The following is a 12659-nucleotide window of genomic DNA, read 5'->3' as shown; positions in this document are numbered from 1 at the left end:
TGAGTGTGGCTGCTGGTGTCTCAAGGGGGTGATGCGTGCGACATGGCCGCAGGCGCACGGCGCTTGATGGGTATTTGCGATGCGTTGGCCATCATCGACAAAACGCCGCGCAAGGGCGCAGCGTCGAGACGAAAAGGGCACATTCGGCGTTGGCAGGCAAGTGGCTGGAATCGGTGCTCATCGTAGACAGTCGTGATGCCTGACAACATAACTTGAGTAAACACTCACCCCTGAGTCGGCATTTTTCGCTGGCACGTGGCGGGAAAGCCCCACGGGAGAGGCGTGCAGTCCACTGACCGCTGATAGCACGGCCCTATGCCCCCGTTACCCTGACCTCATCCGTGCACGGCGCTATACTTGAGATCTGAATCGTTTTTCATCGCCTCAAGGAGAGCCCATGCCGGCCCAGTTTCCCCAGGCCCGTCTTCGTCGCCTGCGCTCAAGCAGCGCCCTTCGCGACATCGTGCGTGAAACCTCGCTGAAAGCCGAACACCTGGTCTATCCGATCTTCGTTGAAGAAGACACCGACGAATTCACGCCGATCGAGGGCATGCCGGGGCAGTCCCGCATCCCGGAAAGCAGACTGGCTGATGAAGCCCGACGCCTGAGCGCGCTGGGGCTGAGAAGTATCATGCCGTTCGGCATTTCCCATCACAAGGATGAGACTGGCAGCGACGCCCTGAAGGAAGACGGCATGGTGGCGCGCATGGTGCGCATCATCAAGGAAGCCGCGCCGGAGCTGGTGGTGATTCCGGACATCTGCTTTTGCGAGTACACCAGCCACGGTCACTGCGGCATCCTGAAGGGCAACACGGTCGACAACGACCTGACCATCAAGAACCTCGGCATTCAGGCGGTGCAGGCTGCCAAAGCCGGCGCCGACATTATCGCGCCGTCGTCCGCGCAGGACGGTCAGGTCGCGGCGATCCGCGAAGCGCTCGATGAGGCGGGCTTTGAAGACATCCCCATCATGGCGTATTCCACCAAGCTTGCCTCCGCGCTGTACGGCCCGTTCCGCGAAGCTGCCGGCACTGAGCTCAAGGGCGATCGCAAGACCTACCAGATGGACCCGATGAACCGCCGCGAAGCGCTCAGGGAATCGCTTGCCGATGAGGCCGAAGGCGCGGATTTTTTGATGGTCAAACCGGCACTGGCGTATCTGGACATCATGGCCGACATCCGCCGCAACAGCCTGCTGCCGCTGGTGGCGTATCAGGTCAGCGGCGAGTACGCGATGATCAAGTTCGCCGCCGCCCAGGGCGTGATTGATGAATCCGCCGTGGTGCGTGAAACGCTGGGTTCCATGCGCCGCGCCGGCGCCGATCTGATCATGACCTACTTCGCCCCGCAGCTGCTGGAGGAAGGGTTGTAAGCACTGCCCGCTGCCAGAGTTTGAAATGAAAACCGCGCCTCGGCGCGGTTTTTGGTGGCGTTTTTTTCTGGTAGCGCCGAGCCTTTCCCGGAAACTGACGAAGGGATCCATCATGGAAAAGTTGAGAATTGACCTGGTATCCGATGTCGCCTGCCCGTGGTGCGCGATCGGTTATCGTCGCCTGGAGCAGGCACTGGAAACGCTTGATGGCGAGATCGACGTGGAGCTCGTCTGGCAGCCCTTCGAGCTCAACCGGGATATGCCGCCCGAGGGTGAGCCGATTCTGGAACACCTATGTCGCAAGTACGGCAAGGACGCGGCCACCATGGAGCAGTCCCAGCGTGAGATCATGGCGGTGGCTGAAGAACTTGGATTGAATTTCCGTGGCGCCGTTGAACGTCGAGCGAACAATACGTTCGATACCCATCGCGTGCTGGCGTGGGCCGCAACCCAGAATCGAGCGACACCCCTGCAGCTGGCACTGTTTGAGGCCTACTTCGGTGAGGCGAAAAACCCGTCAGACCCGGAGGTTCTGCGCGAGAAGGCGATCGCGGTTGGACTTGACGGTGACGCTGCCGAGGCCATCGCACGCTCTGATCAGTACGCGGACGAGGTTCGAGCGGCACAGCAGCAATTTATGGATGCAGGCGTGAGCGCCGTGCCGGGCTTCATCCTCGATGGCCGCTACCTGATTTCCGGCGCCCAGCCCGCCGATGTGCTGGTCGATGCGCTTCGTCAGGTGGCGGAAGAAAACGCTAATCGCCAATGATCCAGAAGCGCTGACCCTCTCCCAAGACACACCCTCCTCAAATCCGGATAATGGCGGGTAATTCGCCCCGCGCGTCACCCGTCACCAATCCGGTTCTGCCTCATGGAAATCAAGGTCAACTATCTCGACAACCTCCGTCAGGAGGCGAAGTTCGATGACTTCACCGTCCTCACCGACCAGCCGATTCGCTACAAGGGCGATGGCTCCGCGCCCGGCCCGTTCGATTACTTTCTGGCCTCCACGGTGCTGTGTGCGGGGCACTTCGTGCGCGTGTACTGCAACGCCCGCGAGATCCCGACCGAGAACATCCGGCTCTCCCAGAACAACATCGTCGACCCGGACAATCGCTATAACCAGATCTTTCGCATTCAGGTCGAGCTGCCGGACGACATCTCCGAGAAGGACCGCACCGGCATTCTGCGCTCGATCGAGCGCTGCTCGGTCAAGCGGGTGATCCAGAACAACCCCGAGTTCCAGATCGAGGTGGTCGATAACATCGATGAGGATGCCCAGGCGCTGCTGATGGGCGGCACGGCTGGAGAGGATGGCGAAGGGGAGAGCACCTGGATCGAGGGCAAGGACCTGCCGCTGGAGCAGACCATTGCCAACATGACCGGCATTCTCGAGCGCCTGGGGATGAAGATCGAGATCGCTTCCTGGCGCAACATCGTGCCCAACGTCTGGTCGCTGCACATCCGCGATGCGGCATCGCCGATGTGCTTCACCAACGGCAAGGGCTCGACCAAGGAAGCCGCGCTGTGCTCGGCGCTGGGCGAGTTCATCGAGCGCCTGTCCTGCAACTTCTTCTACAACGATCAGTTCTTTGGCACCGAGATCGCCAACAGCGATTTCGTCCATTACCCCAGCGAGCGCTGGTTCCAGCCGGGCGAAGATGACGCCTTGCCGGAAGGCGTGCTGGATGACCACTGCCGGGCGATCTTCGATCCGGACGGTGAGCTGCGCGCCTCGCACCTGATCGACACCAACTCCGGGCGTCGTGATCGCGGCATCGTTGCGCTGCCGTTCACCCGCCACTCGGACGGTGAAACGGTCTGGTTCCCCTCGAACCTGATCGAGAATCTGTATCTCAGCAACGGCATGAGCGCGGGCAACACGCTGGCGGAAGCCCAGGTGCAGTGCCTGTCGGAAATCTTTGAGCGGGCGGTAAAGCGTCAGATCATCGAGCAGGAAATCGCCCTGCCGGACGTGCCCGAGGAGGTGCTGGCGCGCTACCCCGGCATCAAGGCCGGCATCGATGCACTCGAAGCCCAGGGTTTTCCGGTACTGGTGAAGGATGCCTCGCTTGGCGGGCGCTACCCGGTCGCGTGCGTGACGCTGATGAACCCGCGCACCGGCGGCGTGTTCGCTTCCTTCGGCGCGCATCCGAGCCTGCAGGTCGCGATCGAGCGCAGCCTCACCGAGCTGCTGCAGGGCCGCAGCTTTGAAGGCATGGACGATCTGCCCCAGCCGACCTTCAACTCCCAGGCAGTGACGGAGCCGAACAACTTCGTCGAGCACTTCATCGACTCCTCCGGCGTGGTCTCCTGGCGCTTTTTCAGCGCCCGCGCGGATGTTGCGTTCTGCGACTGGGACTTCTCCGGCGCGACGAACGAGGAGGCCGAGCGGCTGTTCGGGATTCTCGCGGAAGACGGCCATGAGGCCTACGTGACCCACCATGAGGACCTGGGCGCGCCGGTGTGCCGCATTCTGGTGCCGGGCTACTCCGAGGTCTATCCGGTGGATGATCTGGTGTGGGACAACACCAACATGGCGCTCAACTACCGCGAGGACATCCTCAACCTGCACGCGCTGGAAGATGAGCAGCTTGCGGACCTTCTCGAGCGGCTGGAGGAGAGCGAGCTCGACGAGCAGATGAAGATCGTCACGCTGATCGGCATCGAGTTTGACGACAATACCGTCTGGTCGGAGCTGACGATCGCCGAGCTGAAGCTTCTGATCAGCCTCGCGCTGGGGCAGTACGAGGAAGCGCTCGACCGCACGCAGATGTTCTTGCAGTTCAACGACAACACCCGCGACCGCGGCCTGTTCTATCAGGCGCTCACCGCGGTGCTCGAGATCGCCATCGATGACGAGCTTGAGTTCGAGGACTACCACAAGAACCTCTCGCGCATGTTCGGCGAGGAGAAGATTCTCGCCGCGGTCGGCTCGATCAACGGCGACGTGCGCTTTTACGGTCTCACCGAAACCAACATGAATCTGGCAGGCATTGACCGGCATCAGCGTTTGATCACGAGCTACAAGAAGCTGCACGCCTGGCGGGCGGCGAACGCTAAACGCTGATGACAGGTCATCATGTTGTGCATGGCGCCCACTTTCGAGTGGGCGTTTTTGTTTTGGCTGTCGCTATACGCCGGTCCCATTATCGATCTCGCTATAACTCTATCAGCAATAACTGCCAACACACGGCAGTAGAAAAGTCACCTCAGACTTTGGTTAGCGTTGCTCTCGGTATAATAGGTAGTTACATTAAGTAGATGCTACTAGAGATGGCTTGGATTAATAGAGCTTACGCAAGGACTAACGTATGAAGGCAGCCGGCAAATTTCGATAATCCGTAGCTCCGAGCCATGTAGTAAGGTTGCTATCTACTATATCAGGTTTGATAGCCGATCCAGAGTACACATTGCCTCGTTTTTAAGCGCATATGCACTCTCAAATCAATAAGCGAGCCTACCAAAAAGAGGAAATTATGAGTCTTTTGAAAGAGTACGAGGATGAAGCTCGAGTTGAAAAGAAAGATGGATCTGTAATCGGTCCATATAAGGCCGCGTTTCCTGGCAAGACTATTTTTATTCTCGATGAGAAAGCAGATGTAGAAGAGGGCGACATAATTCTTCGTAAACTGCCCAGTGATAAAGACGAGCGTTGCATAGTCACTGAAGTTACCTTCTATAAGCGTGGTGTAACTGGCATGGGCGCACATTATCAAGTCAAGTATCGCAAAGGCGGACAATCTGAAATACAAAAACCTGCGCACACGATCAATATTCATGGAGCCCAATCGGTTCAGGTCGGCGACTACAATACCCAGAATATTGTGAATTCCTTTGAAGCCTTGGTTAAAAAAATCGAGTCTGCAGATCTTTCATCCGAGCAGAAAGAGGAAGCTAAAGGGATGCTACGTAAATTATTAGAGCATCCCGCTGTTGTATCGGTTATTGGCGCTGCGACTGGCGCTGTTTTTTAGGGGTATAGATTATCGTAAGCTATCACTTACAATACCTGCCGCAACTGAAATAATTAAACATGATCAAAAATAAAATCTGGAATTGATATGGCTTCAAAAATGCCTGCTGCTATAGATAGCAAAAGTAAAGAGGTTACTATATCTATAGCTGAAAGATTAGATTATACCTCTCCTCTTGAATGCGAGTTCTGTAATGCCAAAGTTAGTTTCGTAAATGGTTTTACACGTGAGGTGGGTGACAATATTGTTTTTGTGAATCCATACTTTAGGTTAAAAACAGGCAACGCTCATGGGCCAGAATGCAGATACAATATTAAAGGTCAGGTAAAGATAATTGCTAGAGAGTCTGATGAAAACTTTTTAGCTCAAACAGAGTCAGGTAAATTCGAGTTGCGGCTTTTAGCCGTAAAAAAAGCTATTAAAGAGCTACAAAATTTGGCAAGAGAAAAAAGAAAAAGAGGCCCATATAATCAAAAGGAAAACGAAGATAAAGAATACGTAAAGTCGGGAAAAAAGCTCGGGTCTTATATTAATAGTGCTGTAAAGGTGTTGAGGGTTCGGTCACTTTGCGAAGAAGATAAAGATATAGAAAATCTGCTAGAACTAGTTTTTGATGGTACTCGTCTTCCATGGAAAGACTTTTATTATGAAGATAAGGATTTTTTTAGATGTTACTCAAATGTACGTGAAGCAACCGTTTCTGTTCCTGTCGCAATTGTTGGAACTGTTAAGTCTGTAAAAATTATCGATGGAAAAAACGGTCAGTTTTTAGTTATAAATTTAATTGGCCCGTATAAGAAAAATGAGGAAGGAATATTGGATGCGGTTAATGTGTCTATATGGTCTTCTGATGTGGAATTGTTTAATAGCTATAAAGCTGATGATATGTTATTGGCTTTTGGTATCTTTGAGGCCAAAGAGATAAGTGAAAAAGAAATCAATTCTTCTGTATCATCTGTCAAAAAATTTCGTAATCATGACTTAAGGCTATGGCTTGTAAGCAAGTCACAGCTGTGTAAAGTGAATGGTTAAATCGACTTTTTTTATTGCATTTAATTTGTGAAAAGCAGACTGCGCAGTTGGGGGTGATTAGATTAAAATTCTTTTATTAGATGTTTCTCCGTGATTTTCGACGTTAAGTTTTTTAAAAAATGATGATGTGATTGTTGATGTTGCACTTTTTGTCACGTAATAAGTTCTATGGCGTAAAGTGGAGTGCTTATGAAAGAAAAGAGTATAAGTGTTTTAGAGTTAACGATGTTTAAGAATGGTGCATCATCCTTTCTTCATGCTTTAGACGAGGCCGGCATCGCTCACAGTCGAGTTGTTATGTTTTCTACGGCCCCCCAAGGCTCTGGGTTCAAGGAAATAGTCAGCGCTGTTTCTGACGCCATGCCTTGGAATGCAATCGCAAAGGTAATTGTTACTTGGATCGAGTCCAGAAATAGCAGAGAGGTAATTATTACCACCAAAGAGGGGGAGACATTCCATGCGAAAGGTTATTCAGTTGCGGAGGTAAAAGAACTCCTTCCACAGTCTTATAGCGTGATGGTGGTCGATGCTAAGCCTGACGAAAAATCACAATAGAGCGCGCCTCAAGGCCGTCGGTGTGCCGTTGTATCGAGACATACAAGAGAACTGGTACGACGAGGGCGAAATCCTGTCGGGCCAGCGCGAGCCTTGTTCAGGATTCGGATGGTTATCTGCTGGGCTTTACCTGGTACTTGGGCGAGAGAAGCAAGTAAGTCCTTTTTTCCTATCCTCTTGCTTCACAGTGTTACTCCCACTCGCCCAATTCTATTTGCTTTGAGGCATCTGCCCCAAAGCACCAGCCCAACCCCCTACCTCGCCGTATACCCCCCATCGATCGGCAAGCACACCCCACTGATCATGCCCGCGCCGTCGCTGAGCAGAAACAGAATCGGTTCGACCACATCGGCAAGCTCCGCAAAGCGGTGCAGCGGTATGGCCGCCAGCATCGGGTCGCGCTTTTCAGGCTCCGACCACACCTTCTGCGCCATGGGCGTGAGCGTGACGGTCGGGTTGACGCTGTTGACCCGAATCTCATTGGTGCCCCATTCCAGACACAGCGCCCGGGTGATGGCGTCCATCGCCGCCTTGGAGGCGCTGTAGGCCAAATGATCATCCAGCCCCACCAGGGAGGCCTGACTTGAGACGTTGACGATGCTGCCGCTACGACCGTCGTCGATCATGCCGCGCGCCACGCAGCGCGCCGCCATGGCGGCGGCGCGGGCGTTGGTGTGAAAGACGTGGTCGATGGCTTCCGGCGGCAGGGTCAGGGCCGGTTCCACGTGGGTGATGCCGGCGCTGTTGACCAGCCCGTCAAAGGGGCCGTGCTCGGTGATGGCATGCTCAAGCGCGTCGGTGTCGGTCAGCTCGAGAGTGCAGGTGGTGCAGCCGGCCTCTTGCAGTGCGGCCAGCGCCTCGGGGTTGCGCCCCAGCGCGACGACCTCGGCGTGCTGCTCGCGCAGAGCCAGCGCCACGGCCTGGCCGATGCCGCTGGTCGCGCCGGTGACCAGATAGCGCCGGCCCCTGAGGCCGGCGTATTGGGTGGTGGTGAGGGTCTCGCTCATCGTGTCCTCGCTTACGGTACCAGCAGTACCTTGATGGATTCAGCGGCGGTCGCCATGCGAAAGCCTTCCTCGAACTCTGCCAGCGGCAGCTCGTGGGTGACAATACCGTCGGTGGTCACCAGTCCGCGCGCCATCAGATCGATCGCCACCGGGAAAGTGTGCGGAGAGAGGTGCGCGCCGCGCACGTCGAGCTCCTTGCGATCGCCGATGATCGACCAGTCCACCGTGGTCTCCTTGCCGAACACACTGAACTCCACAAAGCGCCCCAGCTTGCGGATGATCTCGAGGCCCTGACGCACGCCGCTGGGCGCGCCGGTGGCTTCGATGTAGACGTCGCAGCCGTAGCCGCCGGTGAGTTCCTTCACGCGGGCGTTGACGTCATCCCTTGAGGGGTTGAGCACCACGTCGGCACCAAACCGCTTGGCCAGTGCCAGGCGCTCATCGATCATGTCGACCACGATCAGCTGCTTCGGCGTCTTGAGCCGGGCGACCTGCACCATGGCCAGGCCGATCGGGCCGGCACCGGCGATCACCACGGTGTCATCAAGCTGAATGTCTCCGCGGTTGACGGCGTGAATGCCGCACGCGAGCGGTTCGATAAAGGCGGACTGGGCCAGGTTAAGGCTCTCCGGAATGCGGTGCAGACGCGCCTTCGCCGGGATGCGCATGTACTCGGCCATGCCGCCCTCGGCGACTTCATGCTGAAAGCCCAGAATGTTGTGCACTTCGCACATCCAGTAGTGGCCGCCGTCGCAGTAGCGGCACTTGCCACACGGTACGATCTGCTCGGCGATCGCCTGGTCGCCCACGCGCACGTCAAAGTGTTCCTCCGCGCCCGGGCCCATCTCGATGACTTCACCGAAGAACTCGTGACCGGCCACCACCGGCGCCTTCACCCAGGCAGGCTGGCCGTTGCCACCCCAGAACATCTCGGCGCCGCCGCGACACTTCACGTCGCTGGCGCAGATGCCGCAGGCGCCGATTTTCAGAATCACTTCTCCCGGCCCGGCGGTCGGTCGGGGCACCGACTCCAGTCGGTAGTCGTTGGGGGCGTGGCACACCACCGCCTGCATGGTGTTGGGGGTAGCCGTGGTATCGCTCATGGTCGGACTCCGGTGGCAACGAGGTTTAAAAACAGGTGGCAGGGCTCAGGCATTGCGGCCGCGCCCGATATAGATGGCCAGCAAAATGATGGTCCCCTTGGCGACATCCTGAAGGTAGGGCGACACGCCCATCAGGTTGAGGCCGTTGTTCAAAATCGCCAGCAGCATGGCGCCGACCAGAGTGCCGAGAATCGCGCCGCGCCCGCCGGCGATCGCCGCGCCGCCGAGCACCACCGCGGCAATGGCATCGAGTTCAAAGCCGGTGCCGGCGTTGGGCTGGCCGCTCATCAGGCGGGAAGTGATCACCAGGCCTGCAATCGCCGCGGTCAGGCCGCTGATGGTGTAGACCAGCAGCTTGTAGCGCGGCACGCGAATGCCGGTCAGGCGGGTGGCTTCCTCGTTGCCGCCAATGGCGTAGACGTAGCGGCCAAAGGAGGTGTGGTGCAGCACCACATAGGCGACCAGATAGACCAGCAGCATGATCAGGATCGGCACCTGAATGCCCACCACCTCGCCGCGGCCAAAGAACGAAAAGCCGGCCGGCAGCCCGGAGATCGGGTAGCCGCCGGTGTAGATCAGCCCCAGCCCGCGGGCGATGCCCATGGTGGCCAGCGTGACGATAATTGGCGGCATGCGGGCAAAGGCCACGCAGGCGCCGTTGAAGGCGCCAAAGACCATGCCCAGCAACAGCCCCATGATGACCGCCACGGTGGGCGGCCAGCCGGCGGCCATCAGTCCCGCCATGATGGTGCCGGACAGCGCCATCACCGGTCCCACTGACAGATCGATGCCGCCGGTGAAGATCGCAAAGCTCATGCCCACCGCAATGATGGCGATGATCGCCCCCTGGCGGGCGACGTTGGTGAGGTTGTTGGGCAGCAGAAAGTTGTCATTGGCCAGCGCCATGACGATGAACACGGCGATAAACCCGACCAGCGGGAAGAAGACCGGCGAGTGCAGCAGGCGCGAGGCGCGCGAGCGGCGCTGGCGTCGGGGCTGGGGATTGGCGTCGGATGTTGGTGTGCTCATGAGGCGCGCTCCAGGGTGGCCACCGATTCATCCGTGGACCCCGTGGGGTTGTCGAGAGAAATCTGGCGGGTGGCGTGGGTCATGATGGTGCCGGCCTCGATCTCGTCGCCTGACAGTGCCGCCACCACGTGGCCGTGGTTGAACACCAGCACCCGGTCGCACAGGCCGGTAATCTCGGGCAGCTCCGAGGAGATCATGACAATCGAGATGCCCTGGGCGGTAAGCGTTTTCATCAGCGCATAGATCTCGGACTTGGCGCCGACATCGATGCCGCGGGTGGGCTCGTCAAAGATCAGCACCCGACAGCCGCGTTCCAGCCAGCGGGCGATCACCACCTTTTGCTGGTTGCCGCCGGAGAGCGTACCCACCACGGTGTCACTGCCGGGCGCCTTGACCCGCACCCGGTCCATCAATGCCTCGACCGCCTCGCGCTCGCGGCGCCGGCTGATAAAGGGCGGTCGTGTCTGAAAATGTTTGAGATGGTTGAGGGTGATGTTGTCCGCGCAGGTGAAGGGCAGGATCAGTCCCTGCTGCTTGCGGTTTTCCGGCAACAGGCCGATACCGCGCTTAAGGGCATCGGCCGGTGATTTGAGCGTTACCTTGTGACCCTCAAGCTGCATTTGCCGTTCGGTGACCGGCTGGGCGCCAATCATGGCGAGTGCCATTTCAGTGCGTCCAGAACCAACCAGACCCGCGAAGCCCAGAATCTCGCCGCGGGCCAGCTGGATATAGTCGGTATGCTTGCGCCCGGCCATGCGGATGCGGGCCTCGAGCACGATGTCGTCCGAATCGGCGTGGGAGTGGTGGTCGGGAAAGATGTTGTCGACCCGTCGGCCGACCATCAGCTCGACCAGCGCGCCGGCGTCGGTGTCCGCCACTTCGAGTGTGGTGACGTATTCGCCGTCGCGCAGCACGGTGACGCGGTCGCAGATCTCGAAAATCTCTTCCATGTGATGAGAGATGAACACCATCGCCACGCCCTGTTCGCGCAGCTGGCGCATGATGGTAAACAGCCGCTCGACCTCGGTGGGGGTGAGCGGGGCGGTGGGCTCATCGAGGACCAGCACGCGGGCGTTGAGTGACAGCGCCTTGGCGATTTCGACAAACTGCTGATCGGCCACGCTCAGATGGTGCACGTGAATCTGCGGGTCGATGTCGATATCCAGGCGCTCAAACAGCGCGTTGGCCTGTTTGAGCATCACGCCGTGGCGAATCAGCCCGAGGCGATTGCGCGGTTCGCGGCCCAGAAAGATGTTGTCCACCACGGAAAGCCCCGGGATCAGGCTGAACTCCTGAAAGACGATGCCGACCCCGGCGGCGCAGGCGCGGCGGTAGCTCGAGAAGTGCTGTGGCGTGCCATCGATCAGAATCTCGCCGCTATCCGGCTGGTGGATGCCGCAGAGAATCTTCATCAGCGTCGACTTGCCGGCGCCGTTTTCGCCCAGCAGAGCGTGAATCTCGCCGGCCTCGACCTGCAGGCTCACCTCATTGAGCGCACGCACGCCGGGGAACCGTTTGCTGACCTTCTCCAGTGCAAGCAGGGCCATGGGAGCCTCCAGGCCGCGCCGGGGCGCGGCCGGTCAGGGTTGCCGGTGAGCACGAATTACCAGGTGAATTCCTTGGCGTTGTCGGCGGTGACCAGGGTCACGTCGATCGGCACCTCACTGGGAGACTCTTCACCGCGGTACTTTTTCACGGCCAGCTCAAGAGCCTGGACAACCATGGTGGCGGGGTGCTGGGCGGCGATCGCGATCAGCGGCGAATTGGGCTGGGCCAGCACCTTGACCGCTTCCGGGTTGCCATCAACGCTTGCGAGTTTTACATCCATGCCGGAGGACTGGATGGCGACCAGCGCGCCGAGCGAGCCCACGTCGTTGACGCTGAAGATGCCGGCCAGATCCGGATGGGCCTGCAGCATGTTCTCGGTGACGTTCATGGCGGTGGAGCGCTCCTGATGGCCGTTCTGCTTGTCGACCACTTCGATGCTTTCGAACTCGCCCAATGCCTTCTGACAGCCCTCGACCCGCTCCAGAATGGGGATGACCGGGATGCCATCAAGAATGGCGACCTTGCCTTCACCGCCGAGCTGCTCGCCCATGTAGTGGCAGGCCTTGTAGCCGGCATCGAAGTTTTTCGAGCCCACGAAGCCGTCGATCGGGCCTTCGGCCTGGGCATCCACCGCGACCACCGGCACGCCGGCGTCATGGGCCGACATGACCGCGGACTGAATGCCCACCGAGTCGGTCGGATTGAGCAGCAGGATATCGACCCCACGCTGAAGCATGTCCTCGACGTCGTTGATCTGCTTGGCGATGTCGTGGCGGGCGTCGGTGAACACGAGGCTGGCGCCCATCTCGTTGACCGCTTCCTGCAGCGCACGCTGCATGGTCACGAAGTAGACGTTGTTGAGCTCCTGAAAGGACATGCCGATGACAAGCTCATCGTCGGCCTTGTCGCCGGTTTCGGCGGCCTGAGCGGCAGGTATGGCAAGCAGGGCGCTGACAAGTGCGGCGCCCAGAAGGCCTTTGGCGTGCGGAATCGTGATAGGCATGGCATCTTCCCCGGCAGATCATGACGGCATGGC

Annotated in this window: 11 protein-coding genes; 6 read left to right on the top strand and 5 right to left on the bottom strand. The window is 58.4% G+C overall.

Annotated features, from left to right (window positions below):
* Positions 1-397: 397 nt before the first annotated feature.
* From hemB to C8D72_RS14515, 6 genes are all read left to right on the top strand, one after another.
* Positions 398-1372 carry a porphobilinogen synthase gene (gene hemB / locus C8D72_RS14535; RefSeq protein WP_115855178.1) on the top strand — a complete coding sequence of 325 codons (975 nt, stop codon included), beginning with the start codon at positions 398-400 and terminating at the stop codon, positions 1370-1372.
* Positions 1373-1484: 112 nt separating this feature from the next.
* Positions 1485-2141: a DsbA family oxidoreductase gene (locus tag C8D72_RS14530; RefSeq protein ID WP_115855177.1), complete on the top strand. Its 657-nt coding sequence runs from the start codon at positions 1485-1487 to the stop codon at positions 2139-2141.
* A 102-nt stretch (positions 2142-2243) separates the two neighbouring features.
* Positions 2244-4442 carry an OsmC domain/YcaO domain-containing protein gene (locus C8D72_RS14525; RefSeq protein ID WP_115855176.1) on the top strand — a complete coding sequence of 733 codons (2199 nt, stop codon included), beginning with the start codon at positions 2244-2246 and terminating at the stop codon, positions 4440-4442.
* Between the two features lie 409 nt (positions 4443-4851).
* A complete protein-coding gene (locus C8D72_RS14520) occupies positions 4852-5349 on the top strand; it encodes an RIP homotypic interaction motif-containing protein (RefSeq protein ID WP_170140617.1) in 498 nt (165 codons plus the stop codon).
* 87 nt (positions 5350-5436) lie between these two features.
* Positions 5437-6381 carry a hypothetical protein gene (locus tag C8D72_RS17400; protein ID WP_147301548.1) on the top strand — a complete coding sequence of 315 codons (945 nt, stop codon included), beginning with the start codon at positions 5437-5439 and terminating at the stop codon, positions 6379-6381.
* Positions 6382-6570: 189 nt separating this feature from the next.
* Positions 6571-6936: a hypothetical protein gene (locus tag C8D72_RS14515; protein ID WP_115855174.1), complete on the top strand. Its 366-nt coding sequence runs from the start codon at positions 6571-6573 to the stop codon at positions 6934-6936.
* 254 nt (positions 6937-7190) lie between these two features.
* On the opposite strand, the gene C8D72_RS14510 is transcribed toward C8D72_RS14515, so the two are convergent.
* Genes C8D72_RS14510 through C8D72_RS14490 form a run of 5 tightly spaced genes read right to left on the bottom strand, consistent with a single transcriptional unit; the run spans position 7191 to position 12626 of the window.
* Positions 7191-7943, bottom strand: coding sequence for an SDR family oxidoreductase (locus C8D72_RS14510; RefSeq protein ID WP_115855173.1), 753 nt, complete (start codon positions 7941-7943; stop codon positions 7191-7193).
* Between the two features lie 11 nt (positions 7944-7954).
* Positions 7955-9046 carry a zinc-binding dehydrogenase gene (locus C8D72_RS14505; RefSeq protein ID WP_211308859.1) on the bottom strand — a complete coding sequence of 364 codons (1092 nt, stop codon included), beginning with the start codon at positions 9044-9046 and terminating at the stop codon, positions 7955-7957.
* 45 nt (positions 9047-9091) lie between these two features.
* On the bottom strand, positions 9092-10075 hold the full coding sequence (locus tag C8D72_RS14500) for an ABC transporter permease (RefSeq protein WP_115855172.1): 984 nt from the start codon (positions 10073-10075) through the stop codon (positions 9092-9094).
* A complete protein-coding gene (locus C8D72_RS14495; RefSeq protein ID WP_115855171.1) occupies positions 10072-11622 on the bottom strand; it encodes a sugar ABC transporter ATP-binding protein in 1551 nt (516 codons plus the stop codon). Before C8D72_RS14495 ends, C8D72_RS14500 begins: the two co-directional genes overlap by 4 nt.
* A gap of 56 nt (positions 11623-11678) precedes the next feature.
* Positions 11679-12626 carry an ABC transporter substrate-binding protein gene (locus C8D72_RS14490; protein ID WP_115855170.1) on the bottom strand — a complete coding sequence of 316 codons (948 nt, stop codon included), beginning with the start codon at positions 12624-12626 and terminating at the stop codon, positions 11679-11681.
* Positions 12627-12659 lie beyond the last annotated feature (33 nt).

Source organism: Kushneria indalinina DSM 14324, from assembly GCF_003385845.1.
Lineage (GTDB): Bacteria > Pseudomonadota > Gammaproteobacteria > Pseudomonadales > Halomonadaceae > Kushneria > Kushneria indalinina.
The sequence above is the reverse complement of the archived record's forward strand: the minus strand, read 5'-3'. Positions and strand labels throughout refer to the sequence as shown.